This window comes from Microbacterium sp. 13-71-7, from assembly GCF_002257455.1.
Lineage (GTDB): Bacteria > Actinomycetota > Actinomycetes > Actinomycetales > Microbacteriaceae > Microbacterium.
Genome location: NZ_NCKN01000035.1, coordinates 1 through 23937 on the forward strand (window position 1 = coordinate 1; position 23937 = coordinate 23937).

Annotated in this window: 18 protein-coding genes; 14 read left to right on the forward strand and 4 right to left on the reverse strand. The window is 72.2% G+C overall.

The window, feature by feature from the left end; all coding sequences use genetic code 11:
* From B7X32_RS05390 to B7X32_RS05410, 5 genes are all read left to right on the forward strand, one after another.
* Nucleotides 1-1036, forward strand: a 1036-nt coding sequence (locus B7X32_RS05390; RefSeq protein WP_292717189.1) for an extracellular solute-binding protein, incomplete at its 5' end; no start/stop codon positions are given.
* A 2-nt stretch (nt 1037-1038) separates the two neighbouring features.
* Nucleotides 1039-2178: a sugar ABC transporter permease gene (locus B7X32_RS05395; protein WP_292717192.1), complete on the forward strand. Its 1140-nt coding sequence runs from the start codon at nt 1039-1041 to the stop codon at nt 2176-2178.
* Nucleotides 2175-3053: a carbohydrate ABC transporter permease gene (locus B7X32_RS05400; RefSeq protein WP_292717195.1), complete on the forward strand. Its 879-nt coding sequence runs from the start codon at nt 2175-2177 to the stop codon at nt 3051-3053. The genes B7X32_RS05395 and B7X32_RS05400 overlap by 4 nt, the downstream gene beginning before the upstream one ends.
* Entirely contained in the window at nt 3050-3784 is a 735-nt protein-coding gene (locus tag B7X32_RS05405; RefSeq protein WP_292717196.1) for a peptidase E, read from the forward strand. The genes B7X32_RS05400 and B7X32_RS05405 overlap by 4 nt, the downstream gene beginning before the upstream one ends.
* A 50-nt stretch (nt 3785-3834) precedes the next feature.
* Nucleotides 3835-5697, forward strand: coding sequence for a glycogen debranching N-terminal domain-containing protein (locus B7X32_RS05410; RefSeq protein ID WP_292717199.1), 1863 nt, complete (start codon nt 3835-3837; stop codon nt 5695-5697).
* 188 nt (nt 5698-5885) lie between these two features.
* On the opposite strand, the gene hutI is transcribed toward B7X32_RS05410, so the two are convergent.
* From hutI to hutH, 3 genes are all read right to left on the reverse strand, one after another.
* Entirely contained in the window at nt 5886-7067 is a 1182-nt protein-coding gene (gene hutI, locus B7X32_RS05415; RefSeq protein WP_292717200.1) for an imidazolonepropionase, read from the reverse strand.
* 112 nt (nt 7068-7179) lie between these two features.
* Nucleotides 7180-8868 (reverse strand): urocanate hydratase, encoded by a 1689-nt coding sequence (gene hutU / locus B7X32_RS05420; protein ID WP_292717201.1) that lies wholly within the window; start codon nt 8866-8868, stop codon nt 7180-7182.
* Nucleotides 8861-10402 (reverse strand): histidine ammonia-lyase, encoded by a 1542-nt coding sequence (gene hutH, locus B7X32_RS05425; RefSeq protein WP_292717204.1) that lies wholly within the window; start codon nt 10400-10402, stop codon nt 8861-8863. Before hutH ends, hutU begins: the two co-directional genes overlap by 8 nt.
* Nucleotides 10403-10669: 267 nt before the next feature.
* Here hutH and B7X32_RS05430 point away from each other — a divergent pair, with 267 nt between their 5' ends.
* The 8 genes from B7X32_RS05430 (at nt 10670) to B7X32_RS05465 (ending at nt 21292) form a co-directional block, all read left to right on the forward strand.
* Nucleotides 10670-12004 (forward strand): cytosine permease, encoded by a 1335-nt coding sequence (locus tag B7X32_RS05430; RefSeq protein ID WP_292717207.1) that lies wholly within the window; start codon nt 10670-10672, stop codon nt 12002-12004.
* An 85-nt stretch (nt 12005-12089) separates the two neighbouring features.
* On the forward strand, nt 12090-13637 hold the full coding sequence (locus B7X32_RS05435; protein WP_292717210.1) for a hydantoinase/oxoprolinase family protein: 1548 nt from the start codon (nt 12090-12092) through the stop codon (nt 13635-13637).
* A 1-nt stretch (nt 13638) separates the two neighbouring features.
* Nucleotides 13639-14775, forward strand: a complete 1137-nt coding sequence (locus B7X32_RS05440) for a DUF917 domain-containing protein (protein ID WP_292717213.1) — start codon at nt 13639-13641, stop codon at nt 14773-14775.
* Nucleotides 14772-15866 carry a DUF917 domain-containing protein gene (locus tag B7X32_RS05445; protein ID WP_292717216.1) on the forward strand — a complete coding sequence of 365 codons (1095 nt, stop codon included), beginning with the start codon at nt 14772-14774 and terminating at the stop codon, nt 15864-15866. The genes B7X32_RS05440 and B7X32_RS05445 overlap by 4 nt, the downstream gene beginning before the upstream one ends.
* A 136-nt stretch (nt 15867-16002) precedes the next feature.
* The gene (locus B7X32_RS05450) at nt 16003-17037 is read left to right on the forward strand and encodes a DUF917 domain-containing protein (RefSeq protein ID WP_292717219.1); all 1035 of its coding nucleotides are present in this window, start codon (nt 16003-16005) and stop codon (nt 17035-17037) included.
* Nucleotides 17034-18599 carry a helix-turn-helix domain-containing protein gene (locus B7X32_RS05455; RefSeq protein ID WP_292717222.1) on the forward strand — a complete coding sequence of 522 codons (1566 nt, stop codon included), beginning with the start codon at nt 17034-17036 and terminating at the stop codon, nt 18597-18599. The genes B7X32_RS05450 and B7X32_RS05455 overlap by 4 nt, the downstream gene beginning before the upstream one ends.
* A 68-nt stretch (nt 18600-18667) precedes the next feature.
* Entirely contained in the window at nt 18668-19426 is a 759-nt protein-coding gene (locus B7X32_RS05460; RefSeq protein ID WP_292717234.1) for an IclR family transcriptional regulator, read from the forward strand.
* Between the two features lie 393 nt (nt 19427-19819).
* Nucleotides 19820-21292: a glycosyltransferase family 39 protein gene (locus B7X32_RS05465; protein WP_292717225.1), complete on the forward strand. Its 1473-nt coding sequence runs from the start codon at nt 19820-19822 to the stop codon at nt 21290-21292.
* A 40-nt stretch (nt 21293-21332) separates the two neighbouring features.
* Here the strand turns inward: B7X32_RS05465 and B7X32_RS05470 are convergent, their stop codons facing one another.
* A complete protein-coding gene (locus tag B7X32_RS05470; protein WP_292717228.1) occupies nt 21333-22118 on the reverse strand; it encodes a helix-turn-helix transcriptional regulator in 786 nt (261 codons plus the stop codon).
* Between the two features lie 234 nt (nt 22119-22352).
* Here B7X32_RS05470 and ilvD point away from each other — a divergent pair.
* On the forward strand, nt 22353-23937 hold a 1585-nt coding region (gene ilvD, locus B7X32_RS05475; RefSeq protein ID WP_292717231.1), incomplete at its 3' end, for a dihydroxy-acid dehydratase.

Genomic DNA, 23937 nt, shown 5'->3' on the forward strand with positions numbered 1-23937 from the left:
GGGCGTCAAGGCGACCGTGACCGCGGCGAGCGACCTCAACCAGCAGCTCTCGCAGGGATTCGCCTCCGGCTCCCCCGCCGACGTGTTCTACCAGTCGACCGACTCGCTCGCCGGATATGCGTCGAACGGATCGCTGCTCGCGTACGGCGACCTGCTCAAGAACAAGGACGACTTCTACCCGAGCCTGCTCAAGTCCTTCACCTACGACGGCAAGCTGTACTGCGCACCCAAGGACTTCTCCACGCTGCAGCTGATCATCAACACCGACATGTGGGCGAAGGCCGGGCTCACCGACGCCGACGTCCCGAAGACCTGGGACGAGCTCGCCGCCGTCTCGAAGAAGCTCACCGCGGACGGCCACGTGGGCCTGTCGATGAACGGCGAGTACGCGCGCGCCGGCGCCTTCATGGTCGCCGCCGGCGGCGGCCTCATGAACGCCGACTCGACCAAGGCCACAGCCGACGCCGAGGGCAACGCGAAGGCGCTCGACTACCTCAAGGGCCTTCTGAACGACGGCTCGATGAAGTTCGCCGCCGACCTCGGATCGGGCTGGGGCGGCGAGGCGTTCGGCACCCAGAAGGCCGCGATGGTCGTCGAGGGCAACTGGATCACCGGCGCGATGACCAACGACTTCCCGACCGTGAAGTACAAGGCGGTCGAGCTGCCCGCAGGCCCCGACGGCAAGAAGGGCACGCTGCAGTTCACGAACTGCTGGGGCATCTCCGCCGACAGCAAGAACCAGAAGGCCGCTCTCGACCTCGTCGAGCACCTGACCAGCGCGGACAGCCAGCTCGCCTTCTCGAAGGCGTTCGGGCCGATGCCGTCGATCAAGTCGGCCGCGGACCAGTGGAAGAAGGACAACGGCCCGCTGGTCCCGTTCCTGAACGGCGCGGACTACGCCCAGGGCGTGCCGACGGCCAAGGGCGCGAGCGACGTCGTGACCGACTTCAACGGCAAGCTCGGCTCGCTCGCGACCGGCGACCCGAAGGCGATCCTCGCCGCCGCGCAGAAGAACCTGGAAGCACTGACCAAGTAATCATGGCCTCCTCCACCGTGCGGTCTCACCGTCCCGCGGCCCACCAGGGCCTGCGGCGCGGTGAGACCGCATCGGGGTGGCTCTTCACCGCCCCGATGCTGATCCTCCTCGGCCTGTTCCTGGTCGTCCCCGTCCTCATGGCGCTCTGGGTGAGCGTGAGCGACTGGGGCGGGCGCGGCTCGCCGTTCTCCGGCGGCGTCTCGTTCGTCGGCCTGAAGAACTACGCCGCACTCCTGCTCGGCGGCGGGCTCGCCGAGGCCGACTTCGGCATGAGCCTGAAGAACAACGCCTGGTACGTGATCCTCGTCGTCCCGTGCCAGACCGCGCTCAGCCTGTTCCTCGCGGTGCTCGTGAACCGGCAGATCCTCAAGGGTCGGAGCTTCTTCCGCACCGCCTTCTACTTCCCCTCCGTGACCAGCTCTGTGGCGATCACCGTCCTGTTCCTGTTCCTGTTCTCCACCACCGGCGCCGTCAACGCGGCGCTCGGCTGGCTCGGGATCAACGGGCCGAACTGGCTCAACGACCCGTCCGGGATCCTGCACTTCGGCGTCACGGGAGGGCCCGCCGCGCTCACGCAGAACAGCTTCCTCGGCGTCTCGTTCTGGGACTGGATCGGCGGCCCCAGCGTCGCGATGTGCGTCTACATCATCATGGCGATCTTCACCACGAGCGGCACCTTCATGCTGCTCTTCCTCGCTGCCCTGCAGAACATCTCGGGCGAGGTGCAGGAGGCGGCGATGATGGACGGCGCGAACGGCTGGCAGCGGTTCTGGCGGATCACGCTTCCGCAGCTGCGCCCGACGCTGTTCACCGTGCTCACGCTCGGTCTCATCGGCTGCTGGCAGATCTTCGACCAGATCTACACGGGCACGCGGGGCCAGCCCGCCAAGACCACCATCACGCCCGCGTATCAGTCGTACCAGTCGTCGTTCCTCAACCAGGAGTGGGGCCAGGGCGCCGCGATCGCGTTCATCCTGTTCGTGATCATCATGGCCTTCACCCTCGTGCAGCGCTGGGCGCTGCGCGAGCGCCCCGTCTCGCGCCGGCGCAACCGGCCCTACGTGGAGGCGGCCGAGCGCGCCGCCGCCCGTGCGGCGTCCGCCGACCGAGCGCCCGCCGCGAGCGAAGGAGCCCCGCGATGACCGCCACCGCTCCCGCCCCGTTCGTCGCGCGCCGCAAGCGCTGGGGCACCGTGCGGATCGCCTCCACCTCGGTCCTGTACGCGCTGCTCATCGCTCTCGCGCTCGTGTACATCTACCCGTTCCTGATCCAGGTCGCCACGAGCTTCAAGACGGATCCGGATGCGGCCGCGAGCCCGCTCGCGCTGGTGCCGCAGACGTTCACGACCGAGGCGTACACGCAGCTGTTCCTGCGCAGCGACTTCCCCACCTGGTTCAAGAACTCCGTGATCGTGACCATCGTGGTCACCGCGGGCAGGGTGTTCTTCAACTCGCTGGCGGGCTACGCGCTCGCGCGCCTCCGCTTCCGCGGACGCAACGTGGTGTTCGCCGGCCTCGTCGCCGTGATGAGCGTGCCGACCGTCGTGCTGCTGATCCCGAAGTTCCTGGTGATCAACACCCTCGGCATGTACGACTCCTACGCGGGGATGATCCTGCCGCTCCTCGTCGACGCCGCCGGGGTCTTCATCATGAAGAACTTCTTCGAGTCGATCCCGGTGTCGGTCGAGGAGCAGGCGCGGATCGACGGCGCCGGCACCTTCCGGGTGTTCTGGTCGGTCGTGCTGCCGATGGCGCGTCCGGCGCTGATCACGATCGTGATCCTGTCGTTCCAAGGATCCTGGAACGAGCTGGCGCATTTCATCGTGTCCACCCAGTCGCCCGAGCTCACGACCCTGACGAAGGGTGTCGCACAGCTCGCGAACGGGCAGCTCAGCCAGGGCCGTCAGTACCCGCTCAAGCTCGCCGCGGCGATCATCATGACGATCCCGGTGGCCGTGATGTTCTTCCTGTTCCAGAAGCGGATCATGAACTCGAGCGACGGGGCGGTGAAGGAGTGACGGCCCAGGAGCCCACGATCCTCGCCACCTGCGGAGGCATGGTCGACGGAGGATGGCAGGACACCGCCTACGGACCACTGCTGCACTTCGCGATCGAGCTCGCCGGCGTCACGGGGCGCGCACCCCGCGTCGCGCACGTGAACACGGCAGGAGGGGATCCGCGGTTCGTCGAGGGGGCGGAGCTCGAGGCCGCGCGCGCCGCCGGCGTCGAGGGCAGCCACATCCGGCTGTTCCCGCACCCCAACCACGAGCGCCTCGCCGAGCACGTGCTCAGCCGCGACGTGATCTGGGTGAGCGGCGGCAGCGTGGTGAACCTGCTCGCGCTGTGGCGCGCGCACGGGCTCGACGATCTGCTGCGGCAGGCGTGGGAGGCCGGCGTCGTGCTCGCGGGCGGATCCGCCGGCGGACTGTGCTGGCACAGCGGCGGCACGACCACCTCGTTCGGCCTCGACGCCCAGGTCGTCGCCGACGGGCTCGGTCTCCTGCCCGGATCCTTCAGCCCGCATCACGACTCGCAGCCGTCCCGGCGGCCGGCCTTCCGCGACGCCGTCGTCGCGGGGCGGATCCCGCCCGGGTACGGCGTCGAGGAGGGCGTCGGCCTGCTCTACCGCGGCACCGAGCTCGTCGACGTCGTGGCCGAGCGCCCCGGCGCAGCCGCCTGGTCCGTCTCCGCAGACGGCGCCGAGGAGCGTCTGACCGCCCGCGTCCTTCCCACTCACCCCCTGTCCTGAACCGCCCGCCGGGCCGACCGCCCGCGCACCGCCCCTCACGAAGGAGCCCCATGACCGACACCCCGCTGCAGCCCCTCCTGAACGACGCCGTCATCGCCCTCCAGGCGCCGACCCAGGTGTGGTCGGACGAGACAGGAGACATGGGATCCGCACCGATCCACGGGGTCTACCACGGCGATGTGCGGCACGTGCGCGCGCTGACCGTCGCCGTCGAGGGCACCGCGATCGAGACGATCGCCTGCTCCTCCCCCGCCCCTCAGCAGGCGGTGTTCGCGGCCGTGCTCCGCGGCATCGACGACGACCAGCCCGACCCGAAGGTGCGCCTGGACCGCACCCGCACGGTGCGCGCCGGCGAGGTCTCCGAGCGGATCCGGGTCTCCTCGCACCGCGAGGTGCCCGTCCCCGTCACGCTGACCGTGACGCTCGTGCCCGACTTCGCGCCGCTGCAGCGCGTCAAGGCCGGGCTCGCCGACCGCGGGGCCTGGGGCTGGGACGGCGCGCGCGCCTCCTCGGGCGCCGCGTCGTTCGCGCTGACGGCGCCCGATGCGGCGATCGCGGTCGAGGGGGCGGCGATCGCGGTCCGCTGGACGACCGTGCTGGAGCCCCGCTCGAGCGCCGAGCTCTCCTTCGCCCTGTCGCTCGAGGACTCGACCCTCGTGGTGGCGGCACCCTCCGCCGAGGGCGGGACCGCCGTCCCCGCGACGAGCGACCCGCGCCTGCGCCGCTGGCTCGACCGCGCCGCCGGCGATCTCGCCGCGCTGCGCCTCGCGCTGCCGGCGCACCCGGACGACGCGTTCTATGCCGCCGGTGCGCCCTGGTTCTTCACCCTGTTCGGCCGCGACTCGATCTGGGCCGCGCGTCTCGCGCTGAGCCAGGATCCGGCGATCGCCGCGTCCACGCTGCGCGTGCTCGCGCGCCTGCAGGGCACGAAGAAGGATCCGGCCACCGCCGAGGCCCCGGGCAAGATCCCGCACGAGCTGCGCAGCGGCGCACTGTCGCTGCCGAACGAGGGCGTGCACCTTCCCCCGCTGTACTACGGCACGGTCGACGCCACCCCGCTCTGGGTGTGCCTGCTCGCCGACGCCCGCGACGCGGGAATGCCCGAGTCCGAGGTGCGCGAACTGCTGCCGGCCCTGCGTGCGGCCCTCGGCTGGATGACCGAGCACGGCGACGCCTCCGGATCCGGATTCATCGACTACGTCGACGAGACGGGGCACGGCCTCGCGAACCAGGGCTGGAAGGACTCCGGCGATTCGATCCAGTGGCGCAACGGCCGGCTCGCCGAGGGGCCGATCGCGCTGAGCGAGGTGCAGGGCTACGCCTATGAGGCGGCGGTCCGCGGCGCGGATCTGCTCGACGCCCTGGGTGAGGACGGCGGCGAGGCCCTGCGCACCTGGGCCGCGGACCTGCGCGCCCGGTTCCGCGCCGCCTACTGGGTGACCACGCCCGAGGGGCGCTACCCCGCGATCGCGTTGGACGCGCACGGCGCCGCGGTCGACACCCTCACCAGCAACATCGGCCACCTGATCGGCACGGGGCTGCTGGATCCCGCGGAGGAGCGCGCATGCGCCGCGCTGCTGCTCGGGGACTCGATGTCGAGCGGCTTCGGGATCCGCACGATGTCGTCGGGGGCGACGGGCTTCTGGCCGCTCAGCTACCACGGCGGCAGCGTGTGGGCGCACGACACCGCGGTGGCCGTGCACGGCATGCTGCGGGCGGGGCTGCGCGACGAGGCGGCCACGGTCGCCCGCCAGCTCGTGGACGCCGCCGAGGGCTTCGACTACCGGATGCCGGAGCTGCACGCCGGCGACGCCCGCACGCCCGGCGTCGCCCCGGTGCCGTATCCGGCGTCGTGCCGCCCGCAGGCATGGTCGGCGGCCGCCGCCGTCGTCTGCGCCGACGCGCTCGGCTGAGACCGCGTCCCGGAGGCCGGTCCCGGGCCGGGTCGGTCCCGGGCCGGGTCGGGCTCGGTCCGGGGGCGCGCGACGATCCGCACGCCCTGCGACGATCTGCACACGCTTCGACCTGATCCGTGTGCAGATCGTCGCTTCGTGTGCGGATCGTGGCGTCACTCGGGCCCGCGGCGCGCTACCCCGCGGGCTCAGACCGCGCGCACGCCGTCCTTCCAGACGGCGTCCACGAGGGGTACGCCGGGACGGTAGGCGAGATGCACGCGGCTCTGGCTCTTCAGCAGCACCAGATCGGCGCGCATGCCGGGAGCGATGCGGCCGATGTCGGTGCGGCGCAGGGCGGCCGCTCCCCCGGCCGTGGCCGCGTGGATCGCCTCGGCCACCGTCATGCGCATGTCGCGCACGGCGACGGCGATGCAGAACGGCATCGACGAGGTGAAGCTCGAACCGGGGTTCGTGTCGCAGGCGATCGCCACGGTCACGTCCGCGTCGATGAGCCGGCGCGCGTCGGGATAGGGCTGCCGTGTGGAGAACTCGACGCCGGGCAGCAGGGTGAGCACGGTCTCGGATCCGGCGAGCGCGGTCACATCGTCGTCGGTGAGGTAGGTGCCGTGGTCGATCGAGGCGGCGCCGAGCTCGACGGCCAGCCGCACCCCCTCGCCGGGACCGAGCTGGCTCGCGTGCACGCGGGGCTGCAGCCCGCGCGCGATGCCCGCCTCGAGCACGCGGCGGGACTGGGGCACCGTGAACGCGCCCGTCTCGCAGAACACGTCGATCCACTTGGCGTGCGGGGCGCAGGCGTCGAGCATCTCGCCGGTCACGAGCTCGACGTAGTCGTCGCCGCGGTCGGCGTACTCCGCCGGCACGACGTGCGCGCCGAGGAAGGTGACCTCGGGGGTGACCTCGGCCGCGAGGCGCACCAGGCGCTCCTCGGTGGCGACGTCGAGGCCGTAGCCGCTCTTGATCTCGACGGTCGTGGTGCCCTGCGCGAGCATCTCGTCGAGGAATCCGCGCAGGCGGATCCGCAGTTCCTCGTCGGTCGCGGCCCTGGTCGCGGCGACCGTGGACCGTATGCCTCCGGCGGCATACTTCTGGCCCTGCATGCGCGCCTCGAACTCCGCGGCCCGATCGCCGCCGAAGACGAGGTGGCTGTGGCTGTCCACGAAACCGGGGATCAGCGCGCGGCCTTCCGCGTCGACGGTCTCGTCGGCGTCCGGCGCGTCCGCCGCCGGCCCGACCCAGGCGATCCTGTCCCCGTCGATGAGGACCGCCGCATCATGCAGGGTGCCGCGGAGGTCGCCGCCCCCCTCGGCATGCTCAGGGGTCGGGGCGTTCGTCGTGAGCTCGCCGATGTTCGTGATCAGGGTCTTCATACGTCCTCCACGCCGATCATGTCCCACTTGTGGGTGGTCGCGTCCCGCCCTGCGCTCCCCCATCCCCCGACGAGGTGCGCAGAGCGGGACGCCGTCTGTGTCCGAGCCCGGCTCAGAGCCCCATCGGGACCTTGAGGCCGCGCTCGCGCGCGATGTCCTTCGCGTGGTCGTAGCCCGCGTCGACGTGACGCATGACGCCCGTGCCGGGGTCGTTCGTGAGCACGCGCTCGAGCTTCTCGGCGGCCAGGGCGGATCCGTCCGCCACGGTCACCTGTCCGGCGTGGATCGAGCGGCCGATGCCGACGCCGCCGCCGTGGTGCAGCGACACCCAGCTCGCGCCCGACGCCGTGTTCAGCAGCGCGTTGAGCAGCGGCCAGTCGGATACGGCATCGCTGCCGTCCTTCATCGCCTCGGTCTCGCGGTTGGGCGAAGCGACGCTGCCGCTGTCCAGGTGGTCGCGGCCGATCACGATGGGGGCTGCGAGCTCGCCCGAGGCGACCATCTCGTTGAACTTGAGGCCCGCGAGGTGGCGCTCCTTGTAACCCAGCCAGCAGATGCGGGCGGGCAGGCCCTCGAAGTGCACCTTCTCGCCGGCCTTCTCCAGCCAGCGGTGCAGGGCGGCGTCCTCCGGGAAGAGCTCGGCGATCGCGCGGTCGGTCTTGTAGATGTCCTCCGGGTCGCCCGAGAGCGCCGCCCAGCGGAACGGGCCGCGGCCCTCTTCGAACTGCGGGCGGATGTACGCCGGGACGAAGCCGGGGAACTCGAATGCGCGATCGAAGCCGCCGAGGACCGCCTCGGCGCGGATCGAGTTGCCGTAGTCGAAGACCGCGGCTCCCGCGTCCTGGAACGCGACCATGGCGGCGACGTGCGCGGCCATCGATTCCCGCGAACGGCGCGTGAACTCCTCGGGGTCGCGCTCGGCCTCGGCCTTCCAGTCCGCCACCGAGATGCCGAGCGGCAGGTACGCGAGCGGGTCGTGGGCGCTGGTCTGGTCGGTGACGATGTCGATCGGGACACCGCGGCGGAACAGCTCGGGGAACACCTCGGCCGCGTTGCCGACGATGCCGACGGACAGGGCCTCGCCTGCCTCCTTCGCGGCCACGGCGCGCGCGATGGCCTCGTCGAGGTCGGTGTAGTACACGTCCAGGTAGCCGTGGTCGACCCGGCGCGCGAGACGCGACTCGTCGACGTCCACGATGAGGCAGGCGCCGTCGTTGAGGGTGACGGCGAGCGGCTGCGCGCCGCCCATGCCGCCGGCGCCGCCGGTGAGCGACAGGGTGCCCTTGAGCGAGTCCCTGCCGAGCGAGCGGGCGACCGCCGCGAACGTCTCGTAGGTGCCCTGCAGGATGCCCTGGGATCCGATGTAGATCCAGGATCCGGCCGTCATCTGGCCGTACATCATCAGGCCCTCTGCCTCGAGCCTGCGGAACTCGGGCCAGGTGGCCCAGTCGCCGACGAGGTTGGAGTTGGCGATGAGCACGCGCGGCGCCCACTCGTGCGTGCGGAACACGCCGACCGGCTTGCCGGACTGCACGAGCAGGGTCTCATCGGGCTCGAGCTCGTCGAGGGTGCGCACGATCGCGTCGTACGCCTCCCAGCTGCGCGCGGCGCGGCCGGTGCCGCCGTAGACGACGAGATCCTCGGGATGCTCGGCGACCTCGGGGTCGAGGTTGTTCATGAGCATCCGCTTGGCGGCTTCCGCGCCCCAGCTCTTCGCGGTGCGCTCGTTGCCGCGGATCGCGCGGATCGAGCGGGTCGGGTCCGACAGGGTCGGGCCCGTGGTGGTCGTGGTGTCAGTCATTCGCGTGCTCCTTCGCAATCGCAGCGATGCGGCCGGACTGCACGAGCGCAGCGACGGCCTCCATGTCAGGGCTGAGGAATCGGTCCGGACCGGGGCCGCCGGCCACGGTGCGGACGAGGTCGCGGACCGCGCCGGTGGCGGGGCCGGCCTCGAGCGGCGCACGCAGGTCGAGTGCACGGGCGCCGGTGAGGATCTCGATCGCGAGGACGCGGCCGAGGCCGTCGATCGCGCGGCGGAGCTTGCGGGCCGCGGCCCAGCCCATCGAGACGTGATCCTCCTGCATCGCGGAGGACGGGATGGAGTCGACCGACGCGGGCACTGCGAGGCGCTTGAGCTCGGAGACGATGCCGGCCGCGGCGTACTGCGCGATCATCAGACCGGAGTCGACCCCCACCTCGTCCGCGAGGAACGGCGGCAGACCGTGGTTGCGGGCGGGATCCAGGGCGCGATCGGTGCGGCGCTCGGCGACCGAGGCCACGTCGGCGACCGAGATCGCGAGGAAGTCCAGCACGGCGGCCACGGGGGCGCCGTGGAAGTTGCCGTTCGACTCGATGCGGCCGTCGCTCGTCACGACGGGGTTGTCCACGACGCTCGCGAGCTCGCGCTCCGCGATCGTGGTCGCATACGAGGCGGTGTCGCGGGCCGCGCCGTGCACCTGCGGCGAGCAGCGCAGCGAATAGGCGTCCTGCACCCGCCCGTCGTCGGGGCCCTTGTGGCTCGCGACCATCGGGGAGGATCCGAGGAACGCGCGCAGATGCGAGGCGGAGACCGCCTGGCCGATCTGCGGGCGCAGCGCCATGAGGTCGGCGGCGAAGACGGCGTCGGTGCCGAGCTGCGACTCGATCGACATGGCCGCCGAGAGGTCGGCCGTGAGGAGGAGGTCCTCGAGGTCGTGCAGGGCGAGCACGAGCATGCCGAGCATGCCGTCGGTGCCGTTGATGAGGGCGAGCCCCTCCTTCTCCACCAGCTCGAGCGGCGCGATGCCCGCCATGGCGAGCGCATCGGCGGCCGGCACGAGGTCGCCCGCGGCGTTGCGCACGTCGCCCTCGCCCATGCTGGCGAGCGCGATGTGCGCGAGCGGGGCGAGGTCGCCCGAGCAGCCCAGCGAGCCGTACTCGCGGACGATCGGGGTGATGCCGGCGTTGAGCATCGCGGCGTAGGTCTCGACGACCACGGGGCGCACGCCCGTGTGGCCGGAGGCGAGGGTCTGCAGGCGCAGCAGCTGCAGGGCGCGGATGACCTCGGTCTCGACCTCCGCCCCTGTGCCGGCGGCGTGCGAGCGGATGAGGCTCTGCTGCAGCTGGCGGCGGCGCTCGGGGGCGATGAACGTGGTGGCGAGGGCGCCGAAGCCGGTCGAGACGCCGTAGTGCGGGTTCGGGTCGACGGCCATGCCGTCGATCACGCCGCGGGCGGCCGCGACGCGGTCGAGAGCACCGGCGTCGATCGCGACGGTGGCGTGGTGGCGGGCGACGGCGACGACATCCTCGGGGCGCAGCGGCGCCGCACCGATCGTGACGGGGGAAGTGTGGGGCATGAGACGATTCCACACCCTCGCCTGCCGCTCGGACAGGGCGGAGGACGACGTCTTGTCTGGGATTCCAGACAAGCGAGGCCGTACCCGCCCTGGCCCGTGCCGAGCGCGTGCCGCGATCGCCTCGTGCCTCCGCAGCCCGCGAGCACGCGGAGGCGAATGTGCGTACTGTCGAACCAATGGTGAGATCAGTGCAGATCGCACATGGTGGGGGCGACGACGCGTCACTAGCGTGAGCGGAATCATCCTCCCCGCCCGAAGGGAACCACCATGGCCCGTATCGCGCCGCACGACGATTTCGCCCTCTCCCGCGTGACACCCGAAGCGCGAAAGCCCTGGTTCGGCATCGCCGTGCAGCGCTTCGGCCAGGTCTCCGCACTGTCGCAGTTCCTGCTGGGCGCCACGCTCGGATACGGGATGACGTTCGGCGACGCCGCCCTCGCGTTCCTGCTCGGATCCGTCATCCTCGAGGTCATCATGTGCATCGTCGGATTCATCGGCCAGCGCGAGGGCCTCAACACGGCCCTCCTGGCCCGCTGGACCGGCTTCGGCGAGATCGGCGCCGCGCTCGTGGGCCTCGCGATCGGCATCAGCCTCATCGGATGGTTCGGCATCCAGTCCGCGATCTCCGCGCAGTCGCTCGACGCGCTCATGCCCGGCGTGCTGCCGACCTGGCTGTGGAGCCTGCTGTTCGGCCTCGCCGTCACCGCGATCGTCGCCTTCGGCTTCCTCGGCATGCAGTGGCTCGCGAACATCACCGTGCCCCTGTTCCTCGTGCTCGTGGGCTGGTCCGTGATCTCCGAGCTCAGCCGCCACGACATCGGCACGCTGCTGACGAGCCCGGCTCCTGGCCCGCACATCAGCGTCTGGGCCGGCACCGGCATCGTCGCGGGCGGCCTCATCGTGGGCGCCATCATCACGGGCGACATGACGCGCTTCAACCGCTCCCGCGCCGATGTGGTCAAGCAGACCGTCGTCGGCGTCACCCTCGGCGAGTTCGTCATCGGCCTGGCCGGCGTGCTCCTCGCCCACGCCGCGCGATCGGGCGACATCGTCGCGATCGTCACGAGCTCGGTGGGACTGGTCGGCCTCATCATCGTCATCACAGGAACCCTCAAGATCAACGACTGGAACCTCTACTCCTCGGCGCTGGGCCTGGTGAACTTCGTCTCCACGACCTTCGGCAGGAACCTGCACCGCGTCACGACGACGATCGTCCTCGGCATCGTCGGATCCGTCCTCGCCGCCGCGGGGATCCTCGGACAGTTCACCCAGTTCCTGATCGTGCTGAGCGTGGCCTTCCCGCCCATCGCGGGCATCATGGTCGCCGAGTACTTCATCGTCCGCCGCTGGCGCGGCGAGCTCGACGCCAGCCGCGAGGAGGGCGTGCTGCCCGCCTCCGCCCCGCGCATCGTGCCCGCCACGATCGTGGTCTGGCTGGTCTCCTCCCTCGTCGGCTACTTCGTGACCTGGGGGATCCCCTCCCTCCTCAGCCTGTTCCTCTCGATGGTGCTGTACATCGCGGCGGGCAAGCTGGGCCTCGTCCGCGGCGTCGGCGCCGTCCCCACCCGTCAGGCGGATCCCGCCGAGGCCCCGGCCGCCTGACCTCAGACTCCGTCGCGGGGTGCGGCGCCTTCCGACGCCCCGCGACGGGACCATTCGTCCCAGAACCACCGAGAAAGCGAGAACCATGCACATCGGCATCGACGTCGGCGGCACCAACACGGATGCCGTCCTCATGGACGGCGCCCACACCCTCGCCGGGGTGAAGCACTCCACCACCCCGGACGTGACCGACGGGATCGTGCAGGCGATCGAGGAGCTGCGCGCGCACCACCCGTTCGAGGGCTCCGACATCGAGGCCGTCATGATCGGCACGACGCACTTCATCAACGCGCTCGTGCAGGCCAGCCGCCTCGCGCCCACCGCGGCCCTGCGCCTCGGCCTGCCCGCGACGCGCGCCCTGCCGCCGCTCGTGGACTGGCCCGGCGAGCTGCTCGAGGCCGCCCAGGCGCGCAGCTACCTCGCGCACGGCGGCTACGAGTTCGACGGCCGCCCGATCTCGCCGCTCGATCCGGAGGAGCTGCGCGGGATCGCCGAGGACATGAAGGCGCACGGGATCCGCTCGGTCGCGATCTCGGCCGTGTTCAGCCCGGTCAACCACGACCTCGAAGTCCGCGCGGCGGAGATCCTCGGCGAAGTACTCGGCGCCGACGTCGCCATCTCGCTCTCGCACGAGATCGGCCGGATCGGCATCCTCGAGCGCGAGAACGCCACGATCATCAACGCCGCCCTGCGCGAGCTCGCCTCGGAGATCGTCGACGGCCTCACCGCGGCGGTCCGCGCGCACGGCATCGAGGCGCCGATCTTCCTCAGCCAGAACGACGGCACGCTCATGGACGACGAGTACGTGCGCCGCTATCCCGTGGCGACCTTCGCCTCGGGTCCGACGAACTCGATGCGCGGCGCCGCGGCCACGAGCGGGCTGCAGGACTGCGCGGTGATCGACGTGGGCGGCACCACCGCGGACATCGGCCTGCTCGTGAACGGCTTCCCCCGCGAGACCGCGAACGAGGTCAAGGTCGCGGGCATCCGCACCAACTTCCGCATGCCCGACGTGCTCTCGCTCGGGATCGGCGGCGGCAGCATCGTCGACACCGAGACGGCGGAGGTCGGACCCTCCTCGGTCGGATACCGGCTGGGCACCGAGGCGCTCGTCTTCGGAGGCTCGACGCTCACCGCGACCGACATCGCGGTCGCGGCCGGACGCGCCCAGGTCGGCGACCCGGAGCGCGTCGCGCACCTCGACCCCGCATTCGTGGCACGCGTGCTCGACCGCATCGCCGAGCGCGTCGCGGAGGCGGTCGACCGGATGCGCACCTCCCCCGACCCCATCGCGGTCGTGGCCGTCGGCGGCGGATCCATCCTGCTGCCCGACGTGCTTGAGCCGTTCGGCCCCGTGCACCGCCCGGAGAACTACGCGGTCGCGAACGCGATCGGCGCCTCGATCGCCCAGGTCGGCGGCGAGATCGACAAGGTCTACGCGATCGCCCCCGGCGCGCGCGACGAGACGATCGCGGCCGTCCGCGCCGAGGCCGTCGACAAGGCGATCGCGGCCGGTGCGAAGCCGTCCACGGTCGCGATCATCGACTTCGACGAGGTCCCGATCCCCTACCTGCCCGGCAACGCGACGCGCATCCGCGCGAAGGCCGTCGGCGACCTGGACATGGGGGCCTGACGTGGGCTGGCAGATCGACACCGCGCAGATCGAGGACCTCGCCCGCGGCGCCGCCGTGTTCGGCACCGGCGGCGGCGGGGATCCCTACATCGGATCCCTCCTCGCCCGGCAGGCGCTGTCCGCCGGGCCCGTCCCTGTCCTGGACCTCGCGGAGGTCCCGGACGACGCGCACGTGCTGTTCGTCGCGATGATGGGCGCCCCGACCGTCATGGTCGAGAAGCTCCCGAGCCTGGACGAAGTCGTCGAACCCGTGCGCGCCCTGGGCTCCCACCTGGGCCGGCCCGTCACCCACATCGCATGCGCCGAGGTCGGCGGCGTGAACTCGACGATCCCCGTCGCGGCCGCCGCGGCGCTCGGGCTGCCGCTCGTGGACGCCGACGGCATGGGCCGCGCCTTCCCCGAGCTGCAGATGGTGCTGCCCACGCTGCTCGGCGTCACGGCCTCGCCCCTCGCGCTCAGCGACGAGAAGGGCAACGTCGCGGTGCTGCAGACCGTCGACAACACCTGGACGGAGCGGATCGCGCGCGTCGCCACGGTCGAGATGGGCTGCTCCACGATGATCGCCGGATTCTCGATGACCGGCGCGCAGGCCCGTGCGGGTCTCGTCGCCGGCTCACTCTCGCGGTGCATCACCGTGGGCCGGGCGATCGCGCATGCTCGCGCGGCGAAGACGGATCCGGTCGAGGCCGCGGTCCGCGAGCTCTCCGGCCGCGAGCTCTTCGACGGGAAGGTCGTCGACGTGCAGCGCGCCACGACGACCGGGTTCGCCCGAGGTCGCGCCCGCATCGAGGGCGAGGGCGGCGCCGCGCTCACCCTGCAGTTCCAGAACGAGCACCTCGTCGCCGAGGCGGACGGGCGGATCCTCGCGACCACGCCGGACCTCATCATGGTCGTCGAGGGCGAGTCCGGGGAGCCCATCACGACCGAGGCCCTCCGCTACGGCCAGCGCGTGCGCGTGCTCGCGGCCCCGGCCGACGAGCGCTGGCACTCCGCCGAGGCGCTCGCGATGGTCGGTCCCGGCTACTTCGGCTACGACATGCCGGCCCACCGCTTCGACGGGTCCGTCTCGGACGGGGCCGCACCGAGCGGAGCGGAGCCGGCGCACGAGGCGCCGCGCGAGCGGATCGAGGCGCGATGAGCTGGCTGCTCACGGCGGCGGACCTCCCCGATCTCGCCCGCGGCGCCACGCTGCTCGGCACGGGCGGCGGCGGCGACCCCTACATCGGCAGCAAGCTCGTCGAACGGGTGCTCGGCGACGGCGCGATCACGATCCTGGATCCGGAGGAGCTTCCGGACGACCTCTTCGTGATCCCGACGGCGCAGATGGGCGCGCCGACAGTGATGGTCGAGAAGATCCCGGCCGGCACCGAGCCCACGCTCGCACTCCGGGCGCTCGAGGCGCACCTGGGCCGCACGGCCGACGCCACCATGCCGATCGAGTGCGGGGGGATCAACTCGATGATCCCGCTCGTCGTCGCGGCCGAGACCGGGCTCCCCGTGGTCGACGCGGACGGCATGGGACGCGCCTTCCCCGAGCTGTCCATGGAGACGTTCGCGGTGTACGGCGTGCACGGCTCACCCCTCGCCCTCGCCGGCGAGCGCGGCGAGACCGTCGTCATCGACACCGGCGACGACGACCGCCAGATGGAGTGGCTCGCCCGCGCGATCACCATCCGCCTGGGCGGCGTGGGACACATCGCCGAGTACGCGATGTCCGGTGCCGACGTGCGCCGCACCGCGGTCCCCCGCACGATCTCGATGGCGCTCGCCCTCGGCCGTGCGATCCGCGAGGCCCGCGAGCAGCACCGCTCCCCCTTCGACGCGATCGCCGACACGCTCTCCCGCACGCTGTACTCCCATGTGCGCGAGCTCATGGTGGGCAAGGTCGTCGACGTCGAGCGCCGCACCACCGAGGGATTCGCGAAGGGCCGCGCCGAGATCGCGCCGCTCGAGGGCGAAGGGGCGTTCGAGATCCTCTTCCAGAACGAGAACCTCATCGCGCGGCGCGGAGGCGAGGTCGTCGCGATCGTGCCGGATCTCATCTGCGTCGTGGACCACGAGACCGCAGAGCCGATCACGACCGAGGGACTGCGGTACGGCCAGCGCGTGCGCGTGCTCGGCATCTCGACGCCGGACATGATGCGCACCGAGGCCGCCCTCGCGGCCTTCGGCCCCTCAGCCTTCGGTCTCGCCGAGCCGTTCCGCCCGGTCGAGGGGCTCGGCGCCTGAGCCGGCCCTCCCCGCACTCGGCACGCCGAGGCCCCCTCGGCGCGTCCAGACCCCTCCGTGGCAACGCACCTGACGGGGGGTGCGGGTGGTGCGAGGGGGCCTCGGCGGACAAGCCGGGGGCCTCTAGTCTGGGACGATGGCGTGGCGACTGCGACCCGGAGACGTGACCGCGCTCGCGCTGGGCTGCGCGCTGCTCGGCTCGGGCGGCGGCGGGACGACCACCATGCTCGAACTCATGCTCGCCGCCGACGACTCCGGCCTGCGTCCGCTGGTGGACGTGGACGAGCTGGATCCCTCGACCCCCTGCTTCGGCGCCGCGTTCGTGGGGTCCACGATCCTGCTCGGCGAGCGCATGCCGGGGCTCGCGCCGTTCGGACGTCTCGTGGCCGCGGCGGAGCGCTGGCTGGGGACGCGGATCCCCGCCGTCTGCTCGATCGAGGGCGGGGGCCTGAACAGCCTCGTCCCGTTCCTGTTCTCCGGCGAGCGCACGATCGTGGACGCCGACTGCACGGGCCGCGCCGTGCCGGAGCTCGACCAGATGTCGCTCTTCGTCGACCGGGTGCCGGGCCTCGTGTTCACGTGCGAGAGCGGTGCCGGCGGCGTCGCCCTCGTCGAGACGGACCGCGCCGTGGACGCGGAGCGCATCGTCCGCTCGGCCATCATCCAGGCGGGAGGGAGCGGCGCGGCCGTGCTCGCAGGCTTCACCGTGGGCGATCTTCGCGAGCACGCGATGCCCGGACATCAGCGCCGCGCGCTCGCGCTGGGCCGGGCCTTCCTCGCGGCCCGCTTCACGCCCCCGGCCGAGCTCGCGGCGACGCTCGGGGCGCGTCTGCTGACGGAGGGGCGGATCGACCGGATCTCGCCGCACCACGCCGATCCGCACGTGCAGTCCGTCGAGATCACCGGCCCCGGCGGCGCGGTCGACCGCGTGGTGACGCGATCGGAGGCCCTGGCCGTGCTCAGCGACGGCGCGCTGCTCGCCTCCGCGCCGGCGATCATCGTCGTGCTCGACGCCGCGTCGCGCGAGATCCTGCAGGTCACCGACCTCGGCCCGGGACGGCGCGTGGTCGTGCTCTCGCTGCCGGCGCCGGACTGGTGGCTGGAGCGGCCGGAGCGCCTGCGCCGCGTGCTGCCGTCGACGTACGGCCTGGCCGAGCTGGACGCCGCATGACCGCGCGGCTGTCGCTCGCCGGGCTCCGCGCGCACCCCGAGAACGGGGGCCTGCGGCGGATCGCCGGCCCGGAGGACGCCGCGTGGGACGCGGTCGCCGTCGAGTCGGCGGAGGCGGACCTCCCTGCGCTGCCCGATGGAGGCCTGGCGGTGCTGCTCGACGCCGCGCCGGAGACGCCCTGGCAGCAGGACGCGATGCTGCGCCGGATCCGCGAGCGCGGCTTCCGGGGCGTCGCGGTGCCGGGCGCCGCCGGGTTCGACCCCGGCGCGCAGCGGCTCGCGGACCGGCTGGGGATCTGCCTGCTCGACGTGGAGCGCCCGATCGTGCTCGCCCAGGCGTGCTGGATGCTGGTGCAGGCGCAGGACGCGCTCACGCTCTCGCACGTGCGCAAGGTGGCGCGCTCCTTCGAGTATCCGGCCCGGGACCTGCCGGATCTGCTGCGCCAGGTCTCCGCCACGCTCGGCCATCCGCTCGCCCTCGTGGACGGGACGGACGTGCTGCACGCCTCGGGCGGAGAACTCGATCCCGCCCTGCATGCGGCGATCGACTTCCGCCCCTGGATCGACATCGCCCGTGCGGGCAGCCGCACCGCGGCCTCCGTGCGCGTGGACAGCCCGAGCCGGCCGGGTCTGCGCCTGGTCGTCTTCGGCGAAGGGCTGAGCGAGAGCCAGCTCGCCGCGCTCTCGGTCGCGGCCGAGGTCGCGATGCCGGCCGTCGCGGCACGGATCCTCATCGACGAGGTCGCGGAGGTGAACGACGTCTCGGCCTCATCCGCCCTGCTCCGCGACTTCGTCGACGCGCGGGGCCTCGCCGACGACGACATCGAGCGCCGCATGGGCGAGCGGGGCTGGCGCACGACCGGGCATCATCTCGGCTTCCGGATGGTCGGGCGGGGCCGGCTGGATCCGCTGCCGCTGCTCCGCGCGGTGCGCACGGCGCTCGGCGGGATCGCGGCGGAGGCGCACGTCACCACCGCCGGCCGCGGACTGAGCGGGTGGCTCGCGTTCTCCGAGGCGCCGGACCCCGCGACCGTGGAACGGCTGGCGCGCGGGTTGCGCGCCCTGCACCGCGAGGTGGGGCGCTCCTTCGCGATCGCGACGGGCGTGGGATCGCTGCAGCGCGGTGCCGCCGGGCTCGCGGCGACGCTGGACGAGGCCGCGGACGCGGCGAGGATCGCGGCGTCGCGCTCGGCGACGGGCTGGTTCGTCCGCGTCGACAGTCTCGGGCTCGAACAGCTGCTGCTGGCCTGGACGGGCAACGACACGTTCGTGCCGGCGGCCGAATCGCTCCTCGCGCCGCTGCAGGGCGCGACAGGGGACCTGCTGCGCACGCTCTCCGCCTATCTCGACCAGGAGTCGAGCCTGGTCGCGACCGCGGAGGCGCTGAACCTGCATCGCAACACGGTCGCGGTGCGGATCCGGCGGGTGCAGGAGCTCCTCGGCGTCGATCTGACGGATCCGGAGACCCGTCTCGCGATGCATCTCGCCTGCCGCGCCGTGCTGGCGCCCGCGGCGGGCGACGGCGTCACGGCGCGACGCGAGCATGGGATCCTGGGACCGTGAACGCCGATCGCACGGACCACGGCGCCGGGACGGGCTCGCCGACGAGCACCCGCGACGACCGGCCTCAGGTGCCCGCGGCCGAGCACACCCTGCGGATCCTGCGGTTCCTGGCCCGGCGAGCGGGGCCGGTCGCGGCCTCCGCCCTGGCCCGCGAGCTCGACATCCCCCGTTCCACGGTCTACCACCTGCTCGCGACGCTGGAGGCGCACGGCTTCGTGGTGCACCTGCCGCAGGAGCGCCGCTGGGGTCTCGGCACGAGCGCCTTCGAGCTCGCCGGCGGATACGCCAGGCAGGAGCCGCTGGCCCGGCTCGGCCGCCCGCTGCTGGCCGGGCTCGCCGACCGGCTGGGCGAGAGCGCCCACCTCGCCGTGATGACCGGCCGCGACGTGCTCTACATCGTCGAGGAGCGCGCCCTGCGCCGCCCCGCCCTCATCACCGACGTGGGCGTGCGCCTGCCCGCGCACCTCACCGCGACGGGCCGGGCCATGCTCGCAGCTCTCCCCCGCGAGCAGGTGCGAGCGCTGTACCCCGACGCCGCCGCGTTCGCCCAGCGCACCGGCGGCGGCCCCTCCCGTCCCCGAGAGCTGAACGAGCTGCTGCGCGAGGTGCGCCGCGAGGGCGTCGCGCGCGAGGATGGCGAGGTCACCGCGGGCTTCCGTTCGGTGGGCATCGCGGTCCGCGACCACGTCGACTGGCCCGTCGCCGCCGTCGCCGTGACCTGGGGCGAGGAGGCCTCGGTCGACGAATCCGCGATCGTGGACGCCGTGGCGGAGACGGCCAGGCAGCTGCAGCGCCGTCTGGGTTACGGCCCACGCGCCGGATCCTGATCGCTCCCGTCGCGGGGAACGCCGGATCCTGATCGCTCCCGTCGCGGAAACTGCCGCTTTCCCGCCTTCTCAGCGACAGTTCTTGCGACGGGAACAGGGGGACGGTGCGCTCTGTGTAGGGCGTGCCCAGCCCCGCCTCGGCGAATGGCCCCCGGCGCGGGGGGTCGGCGCATCCGCAGGCTCCCGTCGCAGGGAATGCCGGATCCGAATGCTCCCGTCGCAGAGACCGCCGCTTTCCCGCCTTCTCAGCGACACTTCTTGCGACGGGAACGAGTTGCGGCGGGAACGGGTTGCGTCGGGAGCAGGGGGTCCACAGGAGCGCGGGGGTCCACAGGAGCGCACGGCCCGGCGGGCGCACGGCTTCCGCACAGGCCTGGGCGGCAGGATCGATCCGTGCGGACGACGACCGATCGGGCGCGGCTTCGACGCGTCGCCGCGATCGCCGGCGTCGTCGGCCTGCTCGCGGGGGTGGCCGGATCCTGGGTCCCCTCGTTCTGGGGCGACGAGGCGGCGAGCATCATGTCTGCGTCGCGCACCTGGCCGGAGCTGTGGCGCATGCTGCAGACCGTCGACGGCGTGCACGGCGCCTATTACGCCTTCCTGCACGTCTGGATCGACCTCTTCGGCGCGAGCGAGTTCTCGGTGCGGCTGCCGAGCGCGATCGCCGCAGGACTCCTGGCCGCGGGAACCGCCGTGCTCGCCGGACGCCTCGGCGGACACAGGCTCGCACTGGCCGCAGGGCTCGTCGCGGCACTGCTGCCGCGCACCGCGGTCATGGCGGCGGAGGGTCGCTCCTACGCGATCGGATCCGCGATCGCCGTCTGGCTCACGGTGCTCCTGCTCGCACTGCTGGAGCGCCGTCGCTCATGGTGGCTCTGGGCCGCCTACGCCGCGGGGGCAGCCGCGGCGATCTACGTCTTCCTCTATCTCGCGCTGCTGCTCGTGGTGCACGGGGTCTTCGTGCTGCTCTTCCATCGCCGGACCCTCTGGCGATGGCTGGCGGCAGCCGGATCCGGCGTCCTGCTGGCCGTGCCGATCGTGCTGGTCGCGGCCGCGCAGCGGAACCAGATCGGCTTCCTCGCCTACCGCGACTACAACACGCCCCTGAACGTGCTCGCGCTGCAGTGGTTCGACCCCGTGACCGCGTGGCCGTGCCTCGCGCTCATCGCGATCGGCGCGATCGCCGCCTTCCGGGCGCGCGGGCGGAGCCCCGGCGAGTTCCGGCTGAGCACGCTGACCCTGCTCTGGCTCGCGCTCCCGACCGCGGCCGTGCTCCTCGGGAGCGTGCTCATCGCCCCCATGTACACCGTGCGCTACCTGTCGTTCTGCACTCCGGCGGCCGCGATCCTCGTGGCGATGGGCGTCCTGACGGGGGCCGGCTGGATCGCCCGCCGCACTACACTCGCCGCCACGACCACGAGCGCGATCCTGCTCGCCGTCCTCCTCGCCGCGTTCGTCCCGAACCTCCTCGTGCTGCGCGGACCGTACGCCAAGGACGGCAGCGACTGGCGCGAGGCCGCCGGCTACCTCCACGCGCACGCCGCGCGGGGCGACGCGGTCGTGTACGACGATCGCCCGAGGGATTCGGAGAAGCCCCGCCTCCTCGCCGCGATCCATCCCGCCGAGGTCTCGGGGCTGGGCGACCCCGCCCTGATCGCCCCGTTCCGGACCCAGCCCGGCCTGTGGGACCGCACCCGCCCGAACGACGCGCTCACGACGGCCGACCTCACCCCCGACGTCTGGGCGGTCGAGCGCGGCCCCGACCCGGAGCGCTCCCCCGACGTCCGGCACCTGGAATCGCTCGGCTACCGGGTCCTCTCCTCGCACCGGATCAACGTCACGACGGTGCTGCACCTGGAACGGTGACCTCCCCCGACGGCTGAGCCCGAGCGGGGTCACCGCGCTCTCAGGCCGGCACGTACATGACCACGGTCAGCCCGGGGGCGTCCGCCGGCACGAGACTGTGGTGCTCGAACACGCGCCGACCGTCCTTCGGGTGCTCGAACACCCGCTGCCGGGAGGCGAAGCGCTCGACCGCATGCTCGGCCCACTGGATCCGGAAGTCGTCGCTGACCTCGAGCAGCCGCTCGATCAGCGCGCGATGACGATCCGAGCTGAGCCGCACCCCCGACTCCGCACGGAACTCGGCCAGAAAGCGCCGGCTCTCCTGGTCCCAGTCCGGCAGCATGCGGCGCAGGCGCGCATCCGTGTAGATCAGCCAGAGCAGATTGCGATCCGCGGGATCCACGGTGGCGATCGGTTCGTAGAGGTGCGCGTAGGGGGCGTTCCAGCCGACGATCGCCCAGTCGCTCGCCACGACGAACGCAGGGAAGTCCAGCGCGTCGACGAGCCGCTGCAGATGGTCCGGGATCCGCTCCGCCTCTTCCGCCGGCCCCTCCTCCGCGGGCCCCGCGAGCCGCACCACGTAGTCGAACTCGGCCGGGCTCAGCTGCAGCACGCGCGCGACCGCGCCCAGCACCTGGCGGGAGACGCCGATGTCCCGCCCCTGCTCGAGCCAGGTGAACCAGCTCGCGCTGACGCCGGCGAGCGCCGCGACCTCCTCGCGGCTGAGACCGGTGTCGCCGCGGCGGGACGCCTGCGGCAGACCCAGCGCGGAGCGGCTCGCGGCCCGGCGGCGCGAGGCGAGGAACTCCCCCAGCTGCTCCCGGCGGGGCGTGCGCGGACGGATCATGACCGTCGCTCCCATGCAAGCGCTGCCGGTCGGTCGTTCCCGTCGCAGAAGATGCCGCTCTGAACACCGCATAGCGGCATCCTTTGCGACGGGAACGATCCAGACTCCATCGGATCCGGATCGCCTTTCCGCTTCGCGCGACAGTCCATGATGAAACAGTACTCCGAGTACTAGTACAAACCCTCCTCGCGGGCGGGCTCGGCAGAAGCACCCGGCAGGTCCACAATGGTCACCATGGTCGCTTATCGCTCTCGCACGGTCACCCACGGACGCAACATGGCCGGCGCCCGCGCCCTCTTCCGCGCCGCCGGCGTCGACGGCAAGGATCTCGGCCGCAAGCCGATCATCGCCGTCGCGAACTCCTTCACAGAGTTCGTCCCCGGCCACACGCACCTCGCCCCGGTCGGACGCATCGTGTCGGAGGCGATCTCCGAGGCCGGCGGGATCCCGCGCGAGTTCAACACGATCGCGGTCGACGACGGCATCGCGATGGGCCACGGCGGCATGCTCTACTCGCTGCCGTCGCGCGACCTCATCGCCGACTCCGTCGAGTACATGGTCAACGCGCACTGCGCGGACGCCCTGGTCTGCATCTCGAACTGCGACAAGATCACCCCGGGCATGCTGCTCGCGGCCCTGCGCCTGAACATCCCGACCGTGTTCGTCTCCGGCGGTCCGATGGAGGCCGGTCGCGCCACGCTCGTGGACGGCACCGTGCGCTCCCTCGACCTCGTCGACGCGATCAGCGACGCGGTGAACGAGAAGATCTCGGACGCCGACATCCTGCGCATCGAGGAGTCGGCCTGCCCGACCTGCGGATCCTGCTCCGGCATGTTCACCGCGAACTCGATGAACTGCCTCACCGAGGCGATCGGCCTCTCCCTGCCCGGCAACGGTTCGGTGCTCGCGACGCACACCGCCCGCCGTGCGCTGTACGAGAAGGCCGGATCCCTCGTCGTCGACATCGCCCAGCGCTACTACGAGGGCGACGACGAGAGCGTGCTGCCGAAGAGCATCGCCACCGAGGCCGCGTTCGGCAATGCGATGGCGCTCGACATCGCGATGGGCGGATCCACGAACACGATCCTGCACCTGCTCGCCGCCGCGCATGAGGCCGGGGTCGACTTCGGGCTCGCCGAGATCGACGCGATCTCGCGCCGCGTGCCGTGCCTGGCGAAGGTCGCGCCGAACTCCGCGGGAGGCAAGACCTACTACATGGAGGACGTGCACCGCGCCGGCGGCATCCCGGCCCTCCTCGGCGAGCTGCGCCGCGGCGGACTGCTCGACGACCAGGTGCACACCGTGCACGCGGCGACGCTCGGCGAGTGGCTGGACGAGTGGGACATCCGCGGCGGATCCGCCTCGGAGGTGTCGCAGGACCTGTGGCACGCGGCTCCCGGCGGGCGCCGCTCGTCGACCGCGTTCTCGCAGTCGGAGCGCTGGGCCTCGCTCGACACCGACGCCGAGGGCGGCTGCATCCGCGACGTCGCGCACGCCTACTCGAAGGACGGCGGCCTCGGCGTGCTGCACGGCAACATCGCCGAGAACGGCGCCGTCGTGAAGACCGCGGGCGTGGACGAGTCGATCTGGACCTTCTCCGGCCCCGCCGTGGTGTGCGAGTCGCAGGACGAGGCGGTCGAGAAGATCCTCAACAAGCAGGTGAAGGAGGGCGACGTCGTCGTCATCCGCTACGAGGGTCCCAAGGGCGGCCCCGGCATGCAGGAGATGCTGTACCCGACGTCGTTCCTGAAGGGCCGCGGCCTCGGCAAGGCGTGCGCGCTGATCACCGACGGGCGCTTCTCCGGCGGCACCTCCGGAC